Below are 22,770 nucleotides of genomic sequence, written 5' to 3' on the forward strand. Positions count from 1 at the left end.
CCGCATTGCAAGCTACTGCGCGGGGTCGGTCAGGCTGTAAACCAGCGTGCGCTCCTCACCTGCGGGGATCGTGGTTGCCCAGATGTCGCGCCCGTCCTTGCGCGTCAGCCTTGCGCCTTGCGCACGCAGCGCCGCACCGGGCTGGCGTTCGATCCGTGCCTCGAACCGCACTGGCACCTGCCGCGCATTCCGGGCCGTCAGCCGGATCGTGGCGGTGCGGCCCTGCCGGTTCAGCAGGGTGGCATCAGCCGTCACCTGTGTTGCCTCGTCCAGCAGGATTTCCACGTCTTCGCCCACCGCACGGTCCTCAAGCCCGCCTTCGCCCACAAGCAACATGGTCTGGCCGAAAGGCTCGAACACCGCCACCGGCCCGCCCGGCAGGGCCAGCCCCAGACCATCCTCCCTCCGGTTGCGCGTGCGCAGCATCTGGCGCACCGACTGCACCTGATCGCCCCACACTTCGGCCCGGTAGAGCGCTTCCATCTTCACGCCGGGCTTTTCGGCCAGCGCCACCTGCTTCTGTGCGCGGGCCGAAACCGTGACGGGCACCGGCACGCGATAGAGCTTGAGATCGCCCAGCCCTTCCTGCTGCACCGTCACCGGCGCATCCATGCCCTTGGCCCGCATTCCCGTAACGACGACCTCGGCCATTTCCATCATGGGCGCAGCCATGGCAACGGGTGGCGGAGGCGGCGCGGGCACCGCATCATAGACTGGCGCCATCTGCTGCAAGCCGCATTCCAGCACCAGATCACCCCCGGTCGGAACCGCTCCGCGCGGCGCATCCTCCCGGTTCACCTTGCCCGCGATCACGGCAGCATCGGCATTGGCAAAGCTGGTGGAATCGCTGCTTGCCAGCGTCACCCATGCCGCAAGATCAGCGGTGCGGCCATCGGGATTCATTTGGACCACATAGTTTGATTGCCAATCGAAACCCCAGGCCAGATAGGAAAGCGAAAGCGTGACGCGCTGCGCCGCCACGCTCTCGGTCTCGATCGAGAGCGTCGGCCGTGCAGAAAGATCGACAGGCCGTTCGGAATAGAGCAATTCATCGCTCAGGCCGCCGCAGCTTGCCACTTCGAACCCTGTGGCGGTTTGCAGGATCGCGGCCCCATCGGGGCCAGAACGGATGATCGCACGCTCCTCGCGCACGCCGCCCCTGCCAGGCAGCGTGCGCCGCACGATCACCGGCCGCCCGAACATGCGCGCATAAAGGCTGCGGGGGCTGAGCAGATCGGCATCAAGGTTCTTCTCGCGCACGCCGGATGGCAGGCCGGTGATGATCGCGCTTTCCGGGAACAACCCTGCCGCCACGCCTTCAAACCGGATCGTGGCCTTGCCCGCCGGGATTTCCACCTCGCGGCGTTCGGTGACAAGGGCATAGCCTTCGAGCCAGTCGAGGTCCATTGCCCTGTCGCTGGCCCGGTCAGGCGCGCGATATACGCTTACCGAAACGCTGGCAGGCGCGGCGGACGTGACCACCGTCTCGGCAAGAGCCGACGGCGAGAGCACGAAGAACAATGCTGGCAACAGCGCCCGGCGCAGGGCCATGGTCAATACCGCGTGTCGAACTGGACGGTGAGGACAGTCTCGCCATTGGCGGGCACAGGCACTCGCCAGATCCGCTCGTCCGCCGAAAGCTGCTCGCCCTTGATGCTCTCGCTCGGCACGCGGGTGTCATGCCACCAGTTATCCAGACCGGCCTGCACCACCTCGACCGTTACCGGCGTCGCCTTGGCGTTCGTCACCTTGTAGGCCATCATCGTGCGCCAGAAGACCTTTTCCTGATCCACTGTCACTTCGGCTGGCGCCTTGCCCGGCGTGGTGACGCGGTAGCGCGCGGTGCGCTCCCATTCGCCGCTGTCGATGCGTTCGCGCTTTTCAAGCGTTGGCTGCACCTTTACGTCGAAAGCCTCGCCCGTCTTGAGCGCAAGGCTTGATCCCATGGGAGTGTGGCCAATGCCGTTCTCGCCGATGAACTGCGGCTGCCCTCGTGCATCGCGCATGTAAACGCGCACCGTTCCGGCCGGAAGCGCATCGCCCAGGCCTGCCTCGCGCGTGGTGGAAAAGCGCAGCACCGTGTCGGCACTTTGCGCCTGAGACTGGTTGGCCAGCCAGTTGTTGCGATAGAGGTATGCCTTGGTGGCAGGCGCTCCAGCCACATCCAGAAAGCTCACCTGCTTTTGCTGGGCATTGGCCACGGTGGTGCGTCCGGCGATGGGATAGACATAGAAATCACCCAGACTTTCGCGGTTCGCGCTTTGCGTGCCGGGGCGGTTGCCGGGTATGACCGCGCGCTGGGGCCGGTAGGAATCATATCCCCCGTTGGCACTGCCGACCGCCCCTGCCACCAGCAGCACTTTCGCCTTGTCGAATGTGGTGCCGCTGTTGTTGGTCAGCGTGATCCAGCCTTGAACATCGATCTTGCCTGCTGCCTCGTCGAACAGGGCCACGTAATCCGCCTTCCAGCCGAACCCGCGCGAGAGATAGCTGAGCGAAACCGGCCGCGTGCCCGCAGTGCTGGTGTCAAGCGTCACGGAAAGAGTCGGCCGGGCGCGAAGACCGGCGGGCAGGCTGGGAAAGATCACCCGCGAACCATAGGTGTTCAGCACTTCGATCCGGTCCCCCACGCGCACGATGGTGCCATCGTTGTTGGCAAGGATCGTGGCGCTTTCGCGGGTTTCGGCACCGGTTGCGGGATTGGTGCGGACCAGCGTCACGGTCTGCCCCACGGCCTTGTCCATCAGCTTGCCGGGGGTCAGCAGATCATAGTCGAAGTTCTGTTCGACAATTCCGGTTCCGCCAGCGTTGAGCGTGACCGTTTCGGGCCGGATCGCGGCGGAAACGTCGGGGAACTCCTGCCGGGTGCGTCCCTGCGGCAGGTTCATCTGGCGCACATCCTGCACCAGCGCGAGATCGTTGTTGTAGATCGTCAGCGATACATCGCCCTGCGCCGACTGAACCGACTGGGCAAACGCCGCGACAGGAAAAGCTGCCCCCAGTAACAGAACCTTGCGCATTCACCCCTCCATTTCAGAACATCGAGGCTAGTCTTTCGGCAAGTGCAGATCAACGCAAGCTGAACGGCGGTTGCGGCAAAATGCCGCCGGGCTAAACAGGGATGATGGCCGAACATTCCTCCCTGTTGCGCGACGGGTTCATCCTTCTGGGCTTCGCGCTCGCGTTCGTGCTGCTGTTCCGCAAGCTGGGATTGGGCGCAACGCTGGGATACCTTGTGGCGGGCGCCGTCGTCGGCCCGCAGGCGCTTGGGCTGGTGGGCGATCCGGAAGCCAAGCTGGGCATTGCCGAACTGGGCATCACGCTGCTGCTCTTTCTTGTCGGCCTTGAACTCAACCCGGCGCGACTTTGGCGCATGAAACGCGACATCTTCGGCCTGGGCCTCTTGCAGGTCGCCTTGTGCGGGCTGGCGGTGGCAGGCGTCATCGGCCTTACCACCGGCTTCAGCTGGGGCGCGGCGCTGGCGCTGGGCCTGCCGCTGGCGCTTTCGTCAACCGCGCAGGTTCTGCCGATGCTGCAATCCTCCGGCCGCCTGCGCACCCCCTTCGGCGAACGCGCCTTTGCCATCCTGCTGTTTCAGGATCTCTCGATAATCCCGCTCATCACCATCATCAGCGCGATGAGCCGCAACCCGGCCGATGCGGGCGGACCGCCGGGGTGGCTGCTGGCACTCTACACCGCCGGAGCGCTGATCGGACTGGTTGCGGCCGGCCGTTTCGTCATCCGCCCGATGTTCCGCCTGATCGGCAACATGGGCGAGCGCGAGATGTTCGTTGCCGCCGCGCTGTTCACGGTCATGGCGGCGGCGGCCGTCATGGAACTGCTGGGCCTTTCCACCGCGCTCGGCGCATTCGTGGCAGGCGTTATGCTGGCCGACAGCCCCTATCGGCACGAACTTGAAGCCGATGTCGAGCCATTCCGTTCGGTCCTGCTCGGCCTGTTCTTCCTTGCCGTGGGCATGATGCTGAACCTTCATGCCATCGCCGAACGGCCCCTGTTCGTTGCCGGCATGGCGCTGGCGCTGATCGCGGTGAAGGCCGGTGTCATCTTCGCCATCGGCCGCGCATTCGGCATGGCGTGGCGCGGAGCGCTCGCGCTCGGTCTGCTGCTCAGCCAGGGGGGCGAGTTCGGCTTCGTGCTTTTCGCGCAGGCCCAGAACGCGCTGCTGATCGCACCCGAAGCCGCAAGCCTGTTCGGCGCGGTGGTCACACTTTCAATGGCGACGACACCGTTCCTGATGATGGCAACCGCCCGGTTCCGGCGCGAGGCCGACAGCCCGAAAGGCGAGCGCGATGGCCCCCAGCCCGATGGCGCAAACGCGCTTGTCGTCGGTTTCGGCCGGTTCGGACAGGGCGTGACGCAGATGCTGCTCGCCAGCAATATCCCGGTGACGATGATCGACACCGACATCGAGATGATCGACGTTGCGGCAAGTTTCGGGGCCAAGGTCTATTTCGGAGACGGAACCCGGCTTGACGTGTTGCGGCAGGCAGGCGCTGCCGAGGCCGAAATGATCCTGTTCTGCATGGACAGGGATCAGGTTTCGCCCGATCTCGTGGCAGCAGTGCACGCGGCTTTCCCGCGCGCGGCGCTTTACGTGCGCGCCTTCGACCGCCGCTCCCTGATCCAGTTGCGCGATGCACCCGTAAACGCCGTCGTTCGCGAGGTGATGGAATCGGCGGTAAAGATGGCAAAGCTTGCGCTGGCCGATGCCGGTCTTTCGGCCGAAGCCATCAGCCGCGCGGAAGATGCGTTCCGCGCGAACGACCGGGAACGACTGGCGCTGCAATTCGAGGCAGGCGATATCCGCGCCGCCCGCGACCGGATCATCACGAAGCCCCAGCTTGCGGGCGGACCTGCCGATCAGGCGAGCAGCGACAGCGCCTGATCGCGGATGCACAAGGCAAGTGCGCGGTAATCATCGGCGCTGGCCGATTTGGCGCGCCATGCCGCCACGACATCGCGGGAGCATCGCCAGTTGTCGATCGGCAGGCGCACGACGAGGGCATCGCCGCCCACTTCGGAGCGCAGATAGAGTTCCGGCAGAATCGCCAGACCTACTCCGCTGCCCACCATCTGATGGATGCTGTCAAGGCTGGTCCCTTCGTAATCGAGCAGCATTTCCGCCCCCAGTTCGGCACAGACGGACTGGACGAGCTGGTGATAGTGATGCCGCTGGTCGAGCGTGAGAAAGCGTTCTCCGGCCAGATCCCGCCGGTCGATGCGGCACACATCGGCCAGCCTGTGCTGGCGCGGGGCAACCACGCTCATCGGCTCGGAAAATAGGGGCAGGACTTCCAGATCCTCTCCGATCACGGGCGCCGGGCCGACCATCATGTCGAGCCTTCCTGAAACCAGATCGCGCGCCTGTTCGGCCGGGATGCCATCACGGATGTAAAGACGCAGATCGGGCTGCTCGGCGTGCAGCGCCCCGATGATCGCGGGCATGAGATAAGGGCCAAGCGTGGGCGTCACGCCGAATCGGACGATTCCCGACAATTGCTTTCGCGAACGGGCCGCCACCGCCCGGATATCGCGAATCTCCAGCATCACGCGCTTGGCGCGCTCGGCAATTTCGCGTCCCACGGGGGTCAATTCCACGCTTTGCGCCGCCCGGTCGATGAGAATCGTGCCAAGACGCTGCTCAAGCGCACGTAACTGATGGCTCAGCGTTGGTTGCGAAACGTTGCAGGAATGGGCCGCCCGGCCGAAATGACGCAGTTCGGCAACGGCCAGGAAATACTCAAGCTGGCGGACCGTGGGCACAGGCACCTCGATAGAAGAAATCTATCAAATTATCACCGTTCTTTCGATTGGACGCAATGGAAAGGCTGCGTCATCAGGGTGGAGCAAGGAACAAAGAGGATGCCCCGAAATGGTCGATCTCCAGCAGTCCCCTTGGCGACCCCCCTTAAGGGCGCTGCCCGACCAGACCTTCTGACCTTGCAAGGGGGCGGCGACCCGCCATTCAGCGCCGCCCCCACCCCGGTTTCAAACGCGCCGCAGGCCATACCCCACCCCTTCCCACGGGTCTGCGGCACGCCATGGCCACACAGCCGCCTGTTTGCGCATGGGCAAAGGCTGCTGGCCGTGGGGCACTGGCGGTGCGCGGCCTTGATGGAATGGCGGCCGGATAGCCTGACCCCGGCTCCGGCAAGCCACGGCCCGGCGCGCCGCCAGACTAATCGGCAAGCGCGATTGCCCCGCCGGGCAACTGCGCGCATCCGGGGCGGCCATCCTGTCGCTCCGGCAACGCCCACGGTCCGCAAGGCCGCCGGGCACTGCGTGAAAGGCAATGTGCGATGATGATGATCCTTGCCTCGGCCGCCCTGACTTTTGCTGGCTCAGCCCCCGGATCCGACCCGCACCATGCCTTTCGACTCCCCCCTGAAACATCCCGGACGGAAACCGCCCGCACCCTTCACCACCAGCGCAGCCGCAACCGCGCAGGCTGCACTCCCTCCGGGGCCGTGACCGTCTGCGCCAACCGTGCCGACGAACAGTCCCGCTGGCGCATCTCGGCTGAAGGCGAAGAGACGGCTGCAATGCCCGGACAGCACTTGCGGGCCTTGCGCGTGCAGCATTCGCGCTGTGCCAACCCGGTGGAAGATGCCCTTCGCTGCGTGAAGCCCCTGCCGCTTGCCCGAATGGGACAGCCCGGCGGTGCGATCACGCTCCCCGTTCCAGCGCAGCGATGATGTGCTGCGCCAGAAGGTGCGCGGTGTCTGAAAGACCCGGCGCCTCGATCAGCGCAATCTCCGTATCGTAAAGGGGCGGAAGGCCAGCATCCTCGCCCACGGCTGCCAGACTGGCCGGCACCATCTCCAGCGGCAGAACGGTGATGCCAAGCCCTGCCCGCACGGCCGAAAGGCTCCCGGCAAGACTGGTGGAGGTATAGGCGACGCGCCACGGCCTGCCGATTGCATCGAGTGCTTCGGTCGCACGTTTGCGATAGACGCACGGTTCGGGCGAAACGACCAACGGCACCCGCAGGAAATCGGCGGCGGATTGACGGTCGCGCGCCACCCAGACGAGTGGCTCGCGCCAGACGCGCACGCCTTCCTGCCGGTCCTGCGTTGGCTGACGCTTCACCAGCACCAGATCGAAGTGGCCGGCATGAAACCGCTCGACAAGGTTGAGCGTGAGATCGCAGGTCACTTCCAGTTCCACCAGCGGGTGCGCCTCGGTGAAGGCTGAAAGCACCGAGGGCAAATGTGCGGTTGCGAAATCCTCCGGCACCCCGATGCGCACCGATCCGGCAATCTCCGGTTCGAACATTTCCGCCACGGTGGCATCGTGCAACCGCAGAATCTGGCGGGCAGGACCGATCAGACGTTCACCGTCCGGCGTGATGACAAGCTTGCGGGGACTGCGTTCAAACAGCGTGCGCGAAAGCTGTTCTTCCAGCCTTTTCAACTGCAAGGATATGGCAGACTGGGTGCGCCCCAGCCGCTCTCCGGCGCGGGTGAAGCTGCCGGTATCGGCAATCGTCACGAAGCAGCGAAGCAGGTCGATGTCGAGATTGCGCAGGGCCATGCGGCACCGTCTATCATTTCAAATGTCAATCTTCAATATTTGAATAATTCGTTTCCATTATCAGACTTCCTGCTGCACCTGCACAGTCAATCTCACCCCCTAACGGACACGAAGGTGCAACCATGAACCAGTTGACGATCTCTGCGGGCCTTGCCGCACCGATGCCGCACCAGCCTGCCCGCCCCGTGCTTTCCGCCGCCGATTTGCCGGTAGCCGCCCTTGGCCTCCTGCTGGCTGGCGCAATCGCCACGGGCCATGCAGTCGTTTCCGCTCCCGGCGCAGCGCTGAGCAGCCTCAGCGTGCTGGTCACCGGCGTCGTTCTGGTCTTTTCCCGCCGTCAGCTCCGCGCCGATCCGCGCGCGCGCTCGTTCACGCGTCTCGCACTCGGCCTTGCCATTGCCACGATCCTGATGGCGCTGGCTGCCGACATCCTGCTGCTCGTTGCCGCATGGATCGTGGGCGGACGACTGATGGCCGGACTGATCGGCCATGTCGGTGACTGGCGCGAAGCCCGTCTGGCTGCCCGCCGGGCCAATCTCTCCTTCGCGGCGGGCGATCTTGCCCTCGTGGCGGCTGCGCTCCTGCTTGCGGTCGGGGCCGGAAGCAGCAACCTTGCAGCCATCACCGCTGCGGCGCCCACGCTCGACCCGACGATGATGACTGCGGCAGCGGTGCTGCTGGTCATCGCCGCCATGGCGCGCTGCGCCCTGCCCCCTTTCTCAGCCTGGCTCATGCGCTCGCTCGCGGCACCCACGCCGGTTTCCGCCCTGCTCCATGCTGGTTTCGTCAATGCCGGCGGCTTCCTCCTCATCAGCCTTGCGCCAGTGCTCGAAGCCGCTCCGATCGCGCGCGCCATGCTCTTCACCGTGGGCGTCGTCGCGGCACTGTTCGGCAGCGCCATCATGCTGGTGCGGGTTGACGTGAAGGGCTCGCTTGCTGCCTCCACGGTTGCCCAGATGGGGTTCATGCTGCTTACGGTGGGCCTTGGCGCCTATGCTGCCGCACTCTGGCACATGGTTGCCCACGGGGTTTTCAAGGCATGGCTGTTTCTGGGTTCGGCTGGCACCATCGTGCCCGCTGCCACCTCCGGCAACAATGCGGCCAAGATGCTTGCCAAGCCCTGGCCCGCGCTGGTTGCGCTGATGACGATCATCGCCGCCCTCGCCCTGATGCAGGCAGACCGGAATGCCGCCATTCTCCCGCTGGGCCTCGCGTTTGCCGCCATGCTGGCCGCGCTTGGCGTGGCGCTGAAGGGCGCGCGTCGCGGTCCGCTTGGCCTGCTGGTCTTCGCCGCCCCGTTCCTGTTGATCGGGTTCAACATCGCCGCGCTCGCCCTGGTGTCAGCCTATCAGGCCAATGCCGCCATCCCTCTGATCCCCGACTACGCCCAGTTCGGCCTGCTTTCGCTCCTGCTTGCCGGATGGGTCTGGCAGCAGGGCATTGCCAGCGGCGAGCTGACCCTGCCGCCTGCGCTCTTTGCCCGGCTCTTCCATGCAGGCCATCCCGCGCCCTGACTGGTCCCTGCCTTCCCCCGCACTGCCCTGCACCGCCCATTTTCCCAAGGATCCATGCCATGAATATTGCCACCGGAAACCTTGTCGCGCAGATCCCCGCCAGCCTTGCCGATGAACGCGCCGCACTCACTGCCCAAATCGCGCTTGCCGCGCAGACCGTGGCACCGCTCTGGCCGCTGAACAGCGCCATTGCCGTAAACCCGCTCTCTGGCTTCGAGGATCTCGCCTTCGAAGATGCCGTGCCGCAGGCGGCCGCGCTGTTCGGCGCCCGCGCATCGCTGTCGCTGGTGCAGTGGCGGCAACTGATGAACGAGGGACGGATCGACTATGTCGCCATGCGCAAGGCCGTGGTCGATGCGCTGGGCGGGCTGGATGAGGCATTCGCCTCGCTGGGGCCAGACCTCAATGCCTACAACCTGCTTGTCGCGCGCCTTACCGAACTGCCGGCAGACGACACACCGGCCGTGCGGCGCGAGCTTTCTCCCGGCCTTGCCGTGCTGGCGCGCTGGCTGGCCGCCTTCTTCGATCGCAAGGCCACGCTTCAGGTGCCCGGACGCGAGCGCGGCCTTTACGCATGCCTTTCGCAGGTTCTGCGGTTCGATCCGGCAATGCAGAAGCTGGCTGATGGCACTGGCGCGGCATGGCTGGCAAAGGCGCCTTCCGATCCTGTCGAGATGCTGCTGCTTGCCGCGCAGCGCGATGGCGTGGGCCCCGATGCGCGGCTTGCCTGGCTGCGGCGGCTAGCAGCCGCTCTTCCCGGCTGGGCCTCGCACCTGCGCTGGCGCGAGGATCATGCCGGGCCGGAAGCAAGCCTTGGCGCGCCCGCCAGCATGACCGAACTCATGGCGCTGGTGGCGCTGGTCGAAGGGGCTGTCCGCACTGGCCCCAAGGCGGTGGAGACGCCGCAGACCGATCCTGCTGCCTTAGAGGCCGCGCTCCTTGCGCACTTCGGCCTGCCTGCCGATGCGACCAGAACGTGGGATGCAAAGGCACAGGCCAAGCTGCGCCAGATTGCCGCCCTGGATGACGCCCGGCTGGGCCTGATCTTTCAGGAAGCAGCCGAAGCCAGCTTCCTGTCTGCGCTTGCGCCGCAGCTTGAAGGCGCATCGGCCCGCCTCACCGCGCCACAATCGGCCCTTCGGCCCGATGCCCAGCTCGTGTTCTGCATCGATGTCAGGTCGGAACCTATGCGCCGGGCGCTGGAACGGCAGGGCCGCATCGAGACTTTCGGTTATGCGGGGTTCTTCGGGCTGCCGATTGCGCTCGATCCGGCCTGCTCGGCACCGCAGCGCAACCAGTTGCCGGTGCTGCTCTCGCCGGCCCACGTAGTCACCGAACGCCCGGCCAAGGGCCGCGAGGCCGAAGCCGATGCGGTGCTGGCGCGGCAGGCAGCGCTGTTGGATGCGCAGGCCATGCTTGATGCCACCAAGGGCGGTGCAACCGGCTTTGCCACGGCAGAGGCCGCCGGGCCTCTCGCTGCCGTTGCCATGCTGGCACGCACGCTTGCCCCCCGGCTGACCGACGCGCTGCACCAGCGCCTTGTCGGTGCGCGCAAGCAGGTGCTGGCGCCGGTTGCCTGCAATGACCACGATCATTCCGCCCATGCCGATGGCGGCTCTGCCATTCCGCTCGACCAGCGCATCGCCTATGCGCGCGGCATGTTCACGCTCACCGGGCTTTCGCCGGAAACCGGGCGGCTGGTGGCGCTGGTCGGCCATGGGGGATGCACCACCAACAATGCCTTCGCGGCCAGCCTCGATTGCGGCGCCTGCGGCGGCCACCCCGGCGGCCCGAACGCCCGGCTGATGGCCTCCATTCTCAATGACCCGGCGGTGCGGGATGGTCTGGCGCAGCAGGGTGTTCCGCTGCCTGCCGATACGTGGTTCCTTGCCGCCCAGCACGATACCACGCGCGATGCGGTCGAGATCTTCGACCGGCACCTCGTTCCGGCAAGCCATGCCGCCGATCTTGCCCGGCTGGAAGAAGCGCTGGAGCGCGCCGGTCAGATCGCGCGCAAGGAGCGCGCCGCAAGGCTTGGGCGCAGCGCCGATGACCTCCTCACCGGCGCTGCGCACTGGGCCGAAGTGCGGCCGGAGTGGGGGCTTTCGGGCAATGCCGCCTTCGTCGTCGGACCGCGCGCGCTTACCAGCGAGATCGACCTCGGCGGGCAGGCGTTTCTGCACAGCTATGACTGGAAGAAGGACGAGGACGGCAGCGCGCTGACGGGCATCATGACCGCGCCAATGATCGTGGCGCAATGGATCAACTGCCAGTATCTGTTTTCGACCATTGACAACGAGGTGTTCGGCGCGGGCGACAAGACCACGCAGAATGTCGTTGGCGGCTTTGGCGTGGTGCAGGGCAGCGGCGGTGATCTGTGCGTCGGTCTGCCACGCCAGTCGCTGTTCCGGGATGATGGCGTGCCCTATCACACGCCGCGCCGTCTTGCGGTCATCATCGAGGCGCCCCTGCAGCGGGTTCAGGATATCGTCCTGCGCCACGATGCGGTTGGCCGTCTCGTGGAGAACGGGTGGATCAACCTGATCGTGATCGACCCGTGGAAGCACAAGGCCCACCACTGGGTGCGCGGCGAATGGACTGCCCGCCCCTGCTGACGGGCCTGTGGCGCAAGCGTCGCAAATATTGTCGGAAACAGCAATTGACTGCCCCCGGCTTTGTGCGCATTAGCGCAGCAGCCGGGGGCGGTTAGCTCAGTTGGTAGAGCATCTCGTTTACACCGAGAGGGTCGGCGGTTCGAGCCCGTCACCGCCCACCAGATACCCGGCCTTCCAGACCTTTTCCTTTTGGCGACGCTCCAAGCATCACGGCTGCTCGCGATGCAGCCCGCCAGCGAGCGCCTATGCGAATGCATGACCAAGGCCAGCGCAAGCGGCTTTGCGGTGGACGGAAGCACGTGTTAACCTTCTGAAAACCATGAAGTGCAATGCTTCGGTCATGATGAAGCGCGGTTTGATCCTGCTGAGCTGGACCGTTTTGGTCACAGGCTGCGTGGGCAGTCCCGAACAGCCTCGCAACGAACCCATGCGCGCGACCGGATCAACCCTGTCCACCTCGCCGCAGGCGCGGGCGTGCTATGCCAGTCTGGGGGCTACCCAGGCCAGCTTCAGCCCCTTGCCCGACCAGTATCATTCCCCCGGTTGTGCCACGCTCGGCACGGTAAAGCTCAACTCGCTCAGCAGCGATGGCGGGCGCCTTGAAGTGTCGAACCTCGGCCCCGTTGCCTGCCCGGTGGCAAGCGCGCTTCAGGGCTGGGCGCGGTTCGGCGTTGACCGTGCGGCGCGCCAGATTCTGGGGAGCGAACTTGTCCGCATCGAAACCATGGGCAGCTTTTCCTGCCGTAATGTCGCGGGAACCAACCGGCTTTCTGCCCATGCCACCGCCAACGCGGTTGATGTATCGGCATTCCGGCTTGCCGATGGACGGCGGATCAGTGTTCTGAACGACTGGAACAGCCCTTCACCGCAAGTCCGTGCCTTCCTGCGCACCGTGCGAGACAGTGCCTGCAAGCGGTTCGGCACCGTGCTCAGCCCGGATTACAACGCGGCGCACCGCGATCACTTCCACTTCGAAACCGGTGAACTGAAAGCCTTCTGCCGATAGCCTCAGGGGCGACCGTGCAGCCTTGCTTGAAGCTCCGGACTCATCGCAGTCCCAGCGGTGTGATGCCTTTTACGCAGTCAAGCAGCCTCAGGCCGCGACATCATCCAGCCCTGCCGCTTCAAGCCGCAGGCGCACCGCTTCGGCCGCGTGCCGTGCGCCAAGTTTGCCCATCATCTTCATGCGGTGGATTTCCACGGTGCGGGGGCTGATAGCCAGATCGCGGGCGATGGCCTTGTTGCTGCACCCTTCGGCAAGCCGGTCCAGCACTTCGCGTTCGCGCAGCGAGAGGCGCGCAATGCGCTGGCGTGCCTCGGCCGCGCGGGCACGTTGCGCGCGATAGGCTTCGGCTTCTCTGGCGGCATGGGCAACGGCCTCGTTCAGCGGGCCGATCTGGGTGGGCATGGCCAGATAATCGAGTGCGCCCGCCTTTATCGCCCGCACGACCGCACCCGTTTCCGGCTTTTCGGCAATGGCGATCACGGGCAGCCATTGTCCGGCACGCATCATGGCCGAGATGAGCTGGGCAATGCCCTCACCCACCGGTTCATCCTGTGCGAGCACCAGACCGGACGAAGGCGCGTGCGCCAGCAGTTCATCGGCACCGGAATAGATTTCCGCATGATGGCCCGCAGCAAAGGCAAGCCTTGCCAGTTGAGCACGCCGGGCGGTGTCGCCATCGAGGATATGAAGAGTTACGCGTTCAGCCATGTGCGCATTAATGCGCGAGACGTAACAATTAGCCAGAAAGGTTAGTTTCGGAATGAACCGAAAGAAGCGCCCTTTCCGCGCAACATACACGTTATTCCTTAGGAAGATAACTTCGGGAACGGATGCAACCGCATTGCGTTCCCGGCGTCTTGTCGCAAAACCGCACCGGTCTGACCTGCACGATGAGGTCCGACCGGCGGCCCCGGCCAGAAGCATTAACCAGATTCGCCGCCGCTTTGCCGAGGCTGGCCGCGCCTTGCGCGCGCAATGCACACCGGTTCGTTAAGCAGGATCGTCGAACGAATAGTCAGGCAGCGAATGGAACGCCTGGCGCAGCGCCTCGCTCCAGCTTGACGAGATTGACTTGAAGTATGGGTCGCTTGCCAGAATGCGGCGCTGGTGAAGCGGCGTGAACCGGTCACGCTCCATCACCATCAGGTCGAACGGCAGGCCGACCGAAAGGTTGGCCGCAAGGGTTGAATCGAACGAGACCATGAGCAGCTTGACCGCATCCTCGAACGACATCGTGCGATCATAGCCGCGCAGCAGGATCGGCCTGCCATACTTGGTTTCGCCGATCTGGAAGAACGGCGTGTCGAAGCTCGCCTCGATGAAGTTTCCTTCCGGATAGATAAGGAAAAGGCGCGGCTCCATATCCCGGATCTGCCCGGCGACGATCATCGATGCGGTAAAGCGCGGCCCCTCGCCGGTCATGCCGCCATCCTGCCGCCGTTCGATCACATCGCTCAGCAGGTTGCCGACCAGGGTTGCCACCTGAAACATGGTGGGCGCCTCAAGGATCGAGGGGCGACGCTCTCCCGGCGCCTTGTTGCGTTCCTCAAGCTGCGAGATCACCGCCTGCGTGGTGGCGAGATTTCCCGCCGTCATGATGGTGATGATCCGTTCGCCGGGCACCGACCAGTGGAACATCTTGCGGAAGGTGGAGATATTGTCGACGCCGGAATTGGTGCGGGTATCGCTCATCAGGACAAGCCCGCGATCGAGCACCATTCCAACGCAATAGGTCATCGTTCCGCCCCGAATATTGCCGACCAGAGGCAGGAACCGGAACCCGCCTCATCCCGAATCCCTGCCGTCATCGGGCTGTCTTATTGCTCCACGCGCTGCTGTTCAACGGCAAGCCTGACATGCATCGTCTCGTCACGCGCGCCGTAACGGATGCCGGTGATCGGGGCCGCATCGCGATAGTCGCGCCCCGTGGCCACGCGGACATAGCGGCAATCCGGGCTGATGCCGTTGGAAACATCGAACCCGACCCAGCCCAGACCTTCGACATGAGCCTCGGCCCAGGCGTGGCCTGCATCCTGATCGACCCGGTCGTTCATCATCAGGTAGCCGCTGACATAACGCGCCGGAATGCCAAGCGCCCGCGCTGCGGCAATAAAGACATGCGCATGGTCCTGACAGACCCCGCGCCCGGCCGCGATGGCGGCTTCGGCCGGGGTCGCGGCATCGGTATGGCCGGAGGCATATTCAATCCGCGCGCGCACCAGCGCCGAAAGCGAATGCAGCAGGGCAAGCGAATTGCCATCCTGCGCCAGCGCTGAAACAAGCGAGCGCACCCGCCCCCCTGCCTTCGTCAACTCAGTCGGCTCCAGAAACTGCCACATCGGCATGAAGCCCGCGTGCTTGCCGATGATCCCGGCCTCGTCGTTCGTGTCGACAATGCCTTCGCAGCGGATCGTCACTTCGCTCACCCCCTGATCGAACGAAATCAGCGTGACATGGTTGTGATTGGCATCGTCATATTCGACCTGCATGTGCGCGCCGTCGAAATGCATGTTCCATTCAAGCACCCGCTGCCCGGACGAACACTTGGGCTTCAGGCGCAGTCGCTGAAGGCCATGGCTGACCGGCTCCGAAAAGACGTAGTGGGTGGTGTGATCGATGGCGAGGCGCATGGACGGGGTGGCCTAGTCGATAAAGCGGTAATCGCGCTGGATCTGGAGCGCGAGGGCCGTGTTGTTGCGGATGAACTTGCCGATGAACTCGTGCAGGCCCTGTTCGAAGATCGCCTCGATCGTGGCCTGATGAAACTGGCAATCGGCATCGCGCAGGATCTCGTGGCAGTGCATCTCGCTGCCATATTCGCGCGCGAGGCTGGCGAGGTTGGACCGCAGCTTGGAATAGCAGAAGGCCAGACTGCGCGGAAAACGCCCGTCGAGAATCAGGAACTCGGCAATCCCGCGCGGGTCCATGCGGCCGGCATTGAGCCAGCGATAGGCGCGTTCCCCCGCAACCGAGCGCAGCACGTTTTCCCACTGCACGTTGTCGAGGCTGGAGCCGACATAGGAGATCGAGGGCAGCAGCACGTAATACTTCACATCGAGGATGCGCGCGGTGTTGTCAGCACGTTCTATGAAGCTGCCCAGCCGCGCGAAATTGTAGATCTCGTTGCGCAGCATGGTGCCTTCCATCGCGCCGCGCACCTGCGTGGACTGCCGCCGCACCAGATCAAGCACATCGCCAAGCCGGGTCTCGGTGACAGGCCGCGCCAGCGCTTCCTTGAGCTGCATCCACCCGTCGTTGACCGATTCCCACACCTCGCGGGTGATCCCGGCGCGGACCATGCGCGCATTGGTGCGCGCCATCTCGGTCATGGCAAGGACGCTGCCGGTATTGTCCCGGTCGCGCAGGATATAGTTGAACACGTGCGGGCCGGTATATTCAGGCCCGTAACGCGCCTCGTAGCCCGGCTGGAGGCCAAGCGTGACGATGAGCGAGCGCCATTCGTCCGAAGCGTCCGCAACGTCGCGCGTGAGCGCCATGCGGAAACCCGCTTCGATCAGGCGCGAGATGTTCTCCGCCCGCTCAAGATAGCGGAACAGCCAGAAGATGCCGTTTGCCGAACGTCCTAGCACGGGAAATCCTCCGCCATATCAGTCGTCCAGCACCCAGCTGTCCTTGGTCCCGCCACCCTGCGACGAATTGACCACGAGCGATCCCTTCTTGAGCGCCACGCGGGTTAACCCGCCCGGCGTGATGTCGATGCCGTTGGGACTGACGAGCACGAAGGGCCTCAGGTCCACATGGCGGGGGGCAAGGCCGGCCTTGGTCAGGATCGGCACGGTCGAAAGTGCCAGCGTCGGCTGGGCGATGTAGTTTTCCGGCTTGGCCCGCAGCTTGGCCTCGAAGGCGGCGATTTCCTTCTTCGAGGAGGTCGGCCCGATCAGCATGCCATAGCCGCCCGAACCGTGGACTTCCTTCACCACCAGTTCGGCCAGATTGTCGAGCACGTATTTCAGCGCCTCCGGTTCGGCGCAGCGCCATGTCGGCACGTTCGGCAGGATCGGCTTCTCGCCGGTATAGAACTCGACGATTTCGGGCATGAAGGAATAGATCGCCTTGTCGTCGGCAATGCCCGTTCCGGGCGCGTTGGCAATGGTGATGCCGCCGCTGCGATAGACATCCATGATCCCCGAAACGCCCAGAACGCTGTTGGGATTGAAGGTCAGCGGATCAAGATATTCGTCATCCACCCGGCGATAGAGCACATCGATCGGCTGGTAGCCGCGCGTGGTGCGCATGGCGATGCGCCCGTTTTCGACGCGCAGATCGCTGCCTTCCACCAGTTCCGCGCCCATCTGGTCGGCCAGAAAGGCGTGCTCGAAATAGGCGGAGTTATAGACCCCCGGCGTCAGCACCGCGACCACCGGCTTCTTGCCGCTGAACGCGGGCGGCGCACAGGCCGCAAGGCTGCGCGCAAGACGGCGCGGATAATCCGAAACCTCGCGCACGCGCACGCGCGTGAACAGTTCCGGGAACATCGCCATCATCGTCTCGCGATTCTCCAGCATGTAGGAGACACCGCTGGGCGTGCGGGCATTGTCCTCAAGCACCATGAACTCGTCCTCGCCTGTGCGGACAAGATCGATGCCGACGATATGGGTATAGACCCCGCCCGGCGGGGTGAAGCCGACCATCTCGGCCAGAAAGGCTTCGTTGCCCCTGAGCAGACGCGCGGGCAGGCGCCCGGACCGCACGATTTCCTGCCGGTGATAGAGATCGTGCAGAAAGGCGTTCAGCGCCCTGACCCGCTGTTCGATCCCGCGCGAAAGCTTGCGCCACTGCTGCGCGGTGATGATGCGCGGCACCATGTCGAACGGAATCAGCCGCTCTTCCGCGTCTTCGCTTCCATAGACATTGAAGGTGATCCCGGTGCGGCGGAAAAATGCCTCGGCCTCGCTGCCCTTGCGCCGCAACAGATCAGGGGGCTGCTCCTTGTACCACTCGCAGTATCCTGCGTAGGCAGAGCGCACCGAACCATCGGCATTGAGCATCTCGTCATATGACGAGGGCGAGGCTGTTTTCATAGGCACATCCCGTTCACGTGCGAAGCTTGCACAATGAAACGGCTTTGCCAAGCGCGCGAATGCTGCACCTGCGAATTAAGATGGACCGGTCCGCAAGGAAGCCTCAGAAAGCCGCGACCAGCCGCTTCAGCATCACCGCAACATCGGGGTGGGCCGCAAAGCCCAGATGGGTGCATCGCATGGGTATGGCCAGATCGCGCTCGCCCTTGCGCCCGCACGATGATCGCGGCGAGACAATGCCATCGCGCGCGCTCCACAGCGCGATCGTGGGAACCGGCGGCTTGGCCGACATGTCCTGCCCGATCGGCGGTTCATCGACCGAATGCCCGGCGATGAGCTGATAGGCCCGCCACGCATTATTGGCGCGCCGGTCCCCGGAAAAGGGGGTACCCATGGTGATGACCATGCGCACCGCTTCGGGATGGGCCTTGGCCACCTCGCGCGCGAAAATGCCGCCAAGGCTCCAGCCGACAAGCACGAGCGGCTCGCCCTCCTTGCGGGCCATGGTGACGACCCGCTCGCACAACCGCCCGAACCTGTCCTCGCTCGGCCCGAAGTTGAAGCCGAGGCCCCAGTCGCTCACCCTGTGCCCTGCCGCCTCAAGCGCACGGCCCAGCGGCTTCATGCGCGCCGGATGCGTGCCGAAGCCGGGCAGCAGCATCACCGGGCGCGATGGCGCCTGCGGCGGAACAACATCGGTGCAGGGGCGGCGGCGGGCCTGCCAATGCTCCACCGGGGTGCGCAGTTCACCCAGCAGCGCCTGCCATTTGGGGCCGCGCACACCTTCGGGCCGCGGCTGGAAGGCAAGCACCAAGCGCCGCGCCACTTCGTCACGCAGCCGGGAAAGGCGGGCAAAAGCCTGCCCGGCCTCGCGGGAAACGGAATCGTGATGCGCAATCATCTTCATGGCGTGAACCCTATCGGTCTAACCGCCGATGAACGCCAGAATTGCGCAATTGTTTCAAGAATGCGTCAAGAATGCAGAATTATGACGTTTCATCGCCCTTGCAGGCGCCTGCGTGCCTTGATGCCATCGCCATCCTAATCGACATGGCCTTCCCGTTGGGAGCCGTTCCGTCCATGTCCATCGTCATGTCATAGCTGTCGGCGCTGTAGGTGCCTGCCAGCTTCATCCTGGCCGAGGAACCGGCATCCTCGCCCTTGCCCTTGCATGTCATCACGGCATCGATTCTGCCGCCGCCCATGGTGAAGCTGTCATAGCGGCAATCCTCACCCTGCTGACCAAAGAAGCTGCCATCGGGCTTGTCCGCCTCTTCCGGGGTCAGGCATGAGGCGAACTTGCGGCTTTGCCCCATCATCTGCTGCATGGTCTGCCTGGCTTCGGCCGGCATCCCCTCCACCTCCAGCCGGTCGAACTTCATCGTCATTTCCCAGCGACCCGGCTTCAGCTTCATGCCCGCATCGGCAACCGACTGGGCCACCTCGGCGGTGCTGGCGTTTTTCTTATCCACGGATGGCCCGTCGCCGCACGCAGCCAGCAGCATCACCGGGATCAACGACAGGGCAGCACGCATCGGCATCTCCATTTCTCGTTCCGGCCCTGAGGCTATCACCTTTCGGGCAATGCGCCAGTGCCGGCCGTCACGCCGGTTGCATGGGTCCGGCCGGTTCTCCATATCGCAGCCATGGCCGAACTCATCATCCGCAGAGGACTTGAAGAACCCGATACTTCCGGCGCCTTCGTGCCGCATCGTCCGGCGCGGCCGGAAAAGGTGGAAGGGGGCATCCCGTTCCGCATCGTCTCGGACTATCAGCCTGCGGGCGATCAGCCCACCGCCATCGCCGATCTGGTCGAGGGCATCCGCGCAAACGAAAAGACGCAGGTGCTGCTGGGCGTTACCGGATCGGGCAAGACCTTCACCATGGCCCAAGTGATCGAGGCCACGCAGCGCCCCGCACTCATCCTTGCCCCCAACAAGATTCTCGCCGCGCAGCTCTATGGCGAAATGAAGAGCTTCTTTCCCGAAAACGCGGTTGAATACTTCGTCTCCTACTACGACTACTATCAGCCCGAAGCCTACGTTCCCCGCTCGGATACCTACATCGAGAAGGAAAGCTCGGTGAACGAGGCGATCGACCGTATGCGCCATTCGGCCACCCGCGCGCTGCTCGAACGCGATGACGTGATTATCGTGGCTTCGGTTTCCTGCCTCTACGGCATCGGCTCGGTCGAAACCTATTCGGCCATGATCTTCGATCTGAAGACGGGCACTTCGGCCGACAGCCGCGAGATCATTCGCAAGCTGGTGGCGCTGCAATACAAACGCAACGACGCAGCCTTCAGCCGGGGCAATTTCCGGGTGCGCGGCGACAATCTGGAAATCTTCCCCTCGCACTACGAAGACACCGCGTGGCGCATCTCCTTTTTCGGCGACGAGATCGAGGAGATCGTCGAGTTCGATCCGCTGACCGGCAAGGCGGGAACGAAGCTTAACTCGGTGCGGGTCTATGCCAACTCGCACTATGTTACCCCCGGCCCCACCATGAAGCAGGCATCCGATGCCATCCGCTTCGAACTGTCGGAACGGCTCAAGGAACTTGTGGCCGAAGGAAAACTGCTGGAAGCGCAGCGGCTGGAACAGCGCACCAACTTCGATCTGGAAATGATTGCCGCCACCGGATCGTGCGCGGGGATCGAAAACTACAGCCGCTTCCTGACCGGGCGGCTGCCCGGCGAACCGCCGCCCACCCTGTTCGAATACCTTCCCGACAACGCGCTGCTTTTCGTGGATGAAAGCCACCAGACCATCCCGCAGATCGGCGCCATGGCGCGCGGCGACCATCGCCGCAAGCTGACCCTGGCCGAATACGGATTCCGCCTGCCAAGCTGCATCGACAACCGCCCCTTACGCTTCAACGAATGGGACGCGATGCGCCCGCAGACGATCGCGGTCTCAGCCACCCCCGGAAGCTGGGAAATGGAAGAGGCGGGCGGGGTCTTTGCCGAACAGGTCATCCGCCCCACCGGCCTGATCGACCCGCCGGTCATCATCCGCCCGGTCGAGGATCAGGTGCAGGACTGCATCAACGAATGCCGCGAAACCGCCGCCATGGGCTATCGCACGCTTGTCACCACGCTGACCAAGCGCATGGCCGAAGACCTGACCGAGTTCATGCACGAGGCTGGCCTTCGCGTGCGCTACATGCATTCCGATGTGGAAACGCTGGAACGCATCGAACTGATCCGCGACTTGCGGCTTGGCGTCTATGATGTGCTGGTGGGCATCAACCTGCTGCGCGAAGGGCTGGACATTCCCGAATGCGGTCTCGTGTGCATTCTGGATGCCGACAAGGAAGGCTTCCTGCGCAGCGAAACCTCGCTCATCCAGACCATCGGCCGCGCTGCCCGCAACGTGGATGGCCGCGTGATCCTCTATGCCGACCGGATGACCGGCAGCATGGAACGCGCCATTGCCGAAACCGATCGCCGCCGCGCCAAGCAGCAAGCCTACAACGAAGCGCATGGCATCACCCCGCAGACGATCAGGCGCAGCATCCACGATATCGTGGCCGATGCCGCCAGCCGCGACGGCGTGGTGATCGATACCGGCGATGATGAACGCAACAACCTCGTGGGGCACAACCTGCGCGCCTACATCGAGGATCTGGAAAAGCGGATGCGCGCCGCCGCCGCCGATCTGGAGTTCGAGGAAGCCGGCCGCCTGCGCGACGAGATCCGGCGACTGGAGGCTACCGAACTCGGCCTTCCGGAGGGCGAACGCAAAGCTCCCATCGTCGGCCGCAGCAACGAAGGCAAACCGGGCACCCGCAAGACGCGGTATGGGAAAAGCCAGAAGACGAAGTGGGGGCGCTGACATCTAGACTAATAGTGCTATTAGCAAGACTATAGCACAGAGACGGGCTAGCTTTATGGTTAAGAGACCTTATCAAGTCGATGTCGATTTGGATGTGTTTAAGGCATTGACTGCCTTGATTAAAACCGAAGGCCAAGAGCATAACGACGTGCTGCGCGAGCTGTTGAACTTGGACTCCGTTTTGGAAGCTGAATCACCTGAACCGATCACTGATCCACAGCTGATAGCAGCCAGATTCAATCATCCAGGACAGTTTTATTCACGTGGGTTGGTGTTGCCGAACGGCACAAAGCTAAGAGCACGATATAAGGGCGTTCAGCACTTCGCAGAGATTCGTGACGGTAGGTGGTTCGCTGATGATGGGGCAGAGTTCTCCAGCCCTTCTGCTGCAGCTTCAGCGATTACCAGAACTACAGTCAATGGATGGCGCTTCTGGGAAGGAATGCTTCCGGGCGATAATGGCTGGCGGCGCCTGGAAGTAATTCGAAATTCCTACCCACTGCAGCAGCGTTGACAGAATGCCGAGTGTCGTCTATAAAGGACATGCCTTCAAGCTGTCGGAAACGCCCGACTTCACGAATTGGCTCGGCTCCATGCGGGACCGGCGAGCACGGGCAAGGATCGTCGTTCGTCTTGAACGCCTAGCCGACGGGAACTTTGGTGACTGCAAGTCCGTAAAGGGCGGCGTGCATGAACTTCGCGTCGACTATGGACCGGGCTACCGGGTGTATTTCTTCCAGCGAGGCAAGGAGCTTGTCATTCTTCTTTGCGGAGGTGACAAGCGCACGCAGGACGCCGACATTGCCCATGCAAAGCGGCTGAAGGAAGAGATCGAGCGCACTGATGGAGCTTCGCCCGTTTGACCCGTCCAGTTATCTGGAGACGGAAGAGGATATCCTTTTCTATCTTGAAGCGGCAATGGAAGGGAACGATCCAAGGCAGATTGCCAGTGCGCTGGGCAATATTGCGCGCTCCAAAGGTATGAGCGAGATTGCCCGCAAGACGGGCCTTGGCCGTCAGGCGCTTTACAAATCTCTGTCCGAAGATGGAAACCCCACGCTGGAAACGCTGGTTGCGGTCCTTTCGGTCCTCGGTCTCGAACTGACCGTCCAGAAGCGCGCCGCCTGAGCCAGACGTGAAAGCTGTTTCAGCGGCAACGACCGCCCTCGCCCTCGCCCTCGCCGCATGCTCGCGTGCGCCGGA

The 22,770-nt window shown here is 63.9% G+C and carries 19 protein-coding genes and 1 tRNA gene; 9 read left to right on the forward strand and 11 right to left on the reverse strand.

Going from position 1 to position 22,770, the window contains the following annotated elements:
- Positions 1–12: 12 nt before the first annotated feature.
- Entirely contained in the window at positions 13–1,551 is a 1,539-nt protein-coding gene (locus DKM43_RS00980) for a DUF4139 domain-containing protein (RefSeq protein WP_236632316.1), read from the reverse strand.
- A gap of 2 nt (positions 1,552–1,553) precedes the next feature.
- Positions 1,554–3,020, reverse strand: coding sequence for a DUF4139 domain-containing protein (locus tag DKM43_RS00985; RefSeq protein WP_109796619.1), 1,467 nt, complete (start codon positions 3,018–3,020; stop codon positions 1,554–1,556).
- A 104-nt stretch (positions 3,021–3,124) separates the two neighbouring features.
- On the opposite strand from DKM43_RS00985, the gene DKM43_RS00990 reads away from it, so the two are divergent.
- Complete coding sequence (locus tag DKM43_RS00990) at positions 3,125–4,906, forward strand: cation:proton antiporter domain-containing protein (RefSeq protein WP_109797016.1); 1,782 nt, start codon at positions 3,125–3,127, stop codon at positions 4,904–4,906.
- On the opposite strand, the gene DKM43_RS00995 is transcribed toward DKM43_RS00990, so the two are convergent.
- Complete coding sequence (locus tag DKM43_RS00995; RefSeq protein ID WP_236632317.1) at positions 4,882–5,790, reverse strand: LysR substrate-binding domain-containing protein; 909 nt, start codon at positions 5,788–5,790, stop codon at positions 4,882–4,884. The two genes, DKM43_RS00990 and DKM43_RS00995, sit on opposite strands and share 25 nt — an antisense overlap.
- An 897-nt stretch (positions 5,791–6,687) precedes the next feature.
- Positions 6,688–7,554, reverse strand: coding sequence for a LysR substrate-binding domain-containing protein (locus DKM43_RS01005; RefSeq protein ID WP_109796622.1), 867 nt, complete (start codon positions 7,552–7,554; stop codon positions 6,688–6,690).
- Between the two features lie 122 nt (positions 7,555–7,676).
- Here DKM43_RS01005 and DKM43_RS01010 point away from each other — a divergent pair, with 122 nt between their 5' ends.
- The 4 genes from DKM43_RS01010 (at position 7,677) to DKM43_RS01025 (ending at position 12,689) form a co-directional block, all read left to right on the forward strand.
- Entirely contained in the window at positions 7,677–9,068 is a 1,392-nt protein-coding gene (locus DKM43_RS01010; RefSeq protein WP_109796623.1) for a proton-conducting transporter transmembrane domain-containing protein, read from the forward strand.
- A 59-nt stretch (positions 9,069–9,127) separates the two neighbouring features.
- Entirely contained in the window at positions 9,128–11,683 is a 2,556-nt protein-coding gene (locus tag DKM43_RS01015) for a DUF2309 domain-containing protein (RefSeq protein WP_161554009.1), read from the forward strand.
- 85 nt (positions 11,684–11,768) lie between these two features.
- Positions 11,769–11,844: transfer RNA gene (locus DKM43_RS01020), tRNA-Val, on the forward strand.
- 158 nt (positions 11,845–12,002) lie between these two features.
- On the forward strand, positions 12,003–12,689 hold the full coding sequence (locus tag DKM43_RS01025) for an extensin family protein (RefSeq protein ID WP_236632318.1): 687 nt from the start codon (positions 12,003–12,005) through the stop codon (positions 12,687–12,689).
- Between the two features lie 87 nt (positions 12,690–12,776).
- On the opposite strand, the gene DKM43_RS01030 is transcribed toward DKM43_RS01025, so the two are convergent.
- The 7 genes from DKM43_RS01030 to DKM43_RS01060 form a co-directional block, all read right to left on the reverse strand.
- Positions 12,777–13,397 (reverse strand): response regulator transcription factor, encoded by a 621-nt coding sequence (locus DKM43_RS01030; RefSeq protein WP_109796625.1) that lies wholly within the window; start codon positions 13,395–13,397, stop codon positions 12,777–12,779.
- Between the two features lie 282 nt (positions 13,398–13,679).
- Positions 13,680–14,426, reverse strand: a complete 747-nt coding sequence (locus DKM43_RS01035) for a proteasome-type protease (protein WP_109796626.1) — start codon at positions 14,424–14,426, stop codon at positions 13,680–13,682.
- An 80-nt stretch (positions 14,427–14,506) separates the two neighbouring features.
- The gene (locus DKM43_RS01040) at positions 14,507–15,319 is read right to left on the reverse strand and encodes a transglutaminase family protein (protein WP_109796627.1); all 813 of its coding nucleotides are present in this window, start codon (positions 15,317–15,319) and stop codon (positions 14,507–14,509) included.
- A 12-nt stretch (positions 15,320–15,331) separates the two neighbouring features.
- Positions 15,332–16,279 (reverse strand): alpha-E domain-containing protein, encoded by a 948-nt coding sequence (locus DKM43_RS01045; protein WP_109796628.1) that lies wholly within the window; start codon positions 16,277–16,279, stop codon positions 15,332–15,334.
- Between the two features lie 18 nt (positions 16,280–16,297).
- Entirely contained in the window at positions 16,298–17,731 is a 1,434-nt protein-coding gene (locus DKM43_RS01050) for a circularly permuted type 2 ATP-grasp protein (RefSeq protein WP_109796629.1), read from the reverse strand.
- Positions 17,732–17,834: 103 nt separating this feature from the next.
- On the reverse strand, positions 17,835–18,638 hold the full coding sequence (locus tag DKM43_RS01055; protein ID WP_407938475.1) for an esterase/lipase family protein: 804 nt from the start codon (positions 18,636–18,638) through the stop codon (positions 17,835–17,837).
- A gap of 79 nt (positions 18,639–18,717) precedes the next feature.
- Positions 18,718–19,266 (reverse strand): DUF3617 domain-containing protein, encoded by a 549-nt coding sequence (locus tag DKM43_RS01060; RefSeq protein WP_161554010.1) that lies wholly within the window; start codon positions 19,264–19,266, stop codon positions 18,718–18,720.
- Between the two features lie 111 nt (positions 19,267–19,377).
- Between DKM43_RS01060 and uvrB the strand changes: the two genes are divergently transcribed.
- From uvrB to DKM43_RS01080, 4 genes are read left to right on the forward strand one after another with little or no spacing between them, the layout of a single operon-like run.
- Positions 19,378–21,567: an excinuclease ABC subunit UvrB gene (gene uvrB / locus DKM43_RS01065; protein ID WP_109797020.1), complete on the forward strand. Its 2,190-nt coding sequence runs from the start codon at positions 19,378–19,380 to the stop codon at positions 21,565–21,567.
- 55 nt (positions 21,568–21,622) lie between these two features.
- Entirely contained in the window at positions 21,623–22,081 is a 459-nt protein-coding gene (locus DKM43_RS01070; RefSeq protein ID WP_109796630.1) for a DUF2924 domain-containing protein, read from the forward strand.
- A gap of 4 nt (positions 22,082–22,085) precedes the next feature.
- Complete coding sequence (locus DKM43_RS01075) at positions 22,086–22,430, forward strand: type II toxin-antitoxin system RelE/ParE family toxin (RefSeq protein WP_109796631.1); 345 nt, start codon at positions 22,086–22,088, stop codon at positions 22,428–22,430.
- Complete coding sequence (locus DKM43_RS01080; RefSeq protein ID WP_109796632.1) at positions 22,411–22,695, forward strand: addiction module antidote protein; 285 nt, start codon at positions 22,411–22,413, stop codon at positions 22,693–22,695. The genes DKM43_RS01075 and DKM43_RS01080 overlap by 20 nt, the downstream gene beginning before the upstream one ends.
- Positions 22,696–22,770 lie beyond the last annotated feature (75 nt).

It is taken from the genome of Novosphingobium meiothermophilum (assembly GCF_003171715.1).
Classification (GTDB): Bacteria; Pseudomonadota; Alphaproteobacteria; order Sphingomonadales; family Sphingomonadaceae; genus Novosphingobium; species Novosphingobium meiothermophilum.

Excerpts from the sequence above, each read along its gene's own strand:
- DKM43_RS01025 (WP_236632318.1), top strand. The coding sequence starts at position 12,003 with ATGAAGTGCAATGCTTCGGTCATGATGAAGCGCGGTTTGATCCTGCTG.
- DKM43_RS01005 (WP_109796622.1), bottom strand. The coding sequence starts at position 7,554 with ATGGCCCTGCGCAATCTCGACATCGACCTGCTTCGCTGCTTCGTGACG.
- DKM43_RS01015 (WP_161554009.1), top strand. The coding sequence starts at position 9,128 with ATGAATATTGCCACCGGAAACCTTGTCGCGCAGATCCCCGCCAGCCTT.
- DKM43_RS00985 (WP_109796619.1), bottom strand. The coding sequence starts at position 3,020 with ATGCGCAAGGTTCTGTTACTGGGGGCAGCTTTTCCTGTCGCGGCGTTT.
- DKM43_RS01030 (WP_109796625.1), bottom strand. The coding sequence starts at position 13,397 with ATGGCTGAACGCGTAACTCTTCATATCCTCGATGGCGACACCGCCCGG.
- DKM43_RS01040 (WP_109796627.1), bottom strand. The coding sequence starts at position 15,319 with ATGCGCCTCGCCATCGATCACACCACCCACTACGTCTTTTCGGAGCCG.
- DKM43_RS01060 (WP_161554010.1), bottom strand. The coding sequence starts at position 19,266 with ATGCGTGCTGCCCTGTCGTTGATCCCGGTGATGCTGCTGGCTGCGTGC.
- uvrB (WP_109797020.1), top strand. The coding sequence starts at position 19,378 with ATGGCCGAACTCATCATCCGCAGAGGACTTGAAGAACCCGATACTTCC.
- DKM43_RS01070 (WP_109796630.1), top strand. The coding sequence starts at position 21,623 with ATGGTTAAGAGACCTTATCAAGTCGATGTCGATTTGGATGTGTTTAAG.
- DKM43_RS00990 (WP_109797016.1), top strand. The coding sequence starts at position 3,125 with ATGGCCGAACATTCCTCCCTGTTGCGCGACGGGTTCATCCTTCTGGGC.
- DKM43_RS01050 (WP_109796629.1), bottom strand. The coding sequence starts at position 17,731 with ATGAAAACAGCCTCGCCCTCGTCATATGACGAGATGCTCAATGCCGAT.
- DKM43_RS01055 (WP_407938475.1), bottom strand. The coding sequence starts at position 18,638 with ATGAAGATGATTGCGCATCACGATTCCGTTTCCCGCGAGGCCGGGCAG.
- DKM43_RS00980 (WP_236632316.1), bottom strand. The coding sequence starts at position 1,551 with ATGGCCCTGCGCCGGGCGCTGTTGCCAGCATTGTTCTTCGTGCTCTCG.
- DKM43_RS01080 (WP_109796632.1), top strand. The coding sequence starts at position 22,411 with ATGGAGCTTCGCCCGTTTGACCCGTCCAGTTATCTGGAGACGGAAGAG.
- DKM43_RS01075 (WP_109796631.1), top strand. The coding sequence starts at position 22,086 with ATGCCGAGTGTCGTCTATAAAGGACATGCCTTCAAGCTGTCGGAAACG.
- DKM43_RS01010 (WP_109796623.1), top strand. The coding sequence starts at position 7,677 with ATGAACCAGTTGACGATCTCTGCGGGCCTTGCCGCACCGATGCCGCAC.
- DKM43_RS01035 (WP_109796626.1), bottom strand. The coding sequence starts at position 14,426 with ATGACCTATTGCGTTGGAATGGTGCTCGATCGCGGGCTTGTCCTGATG.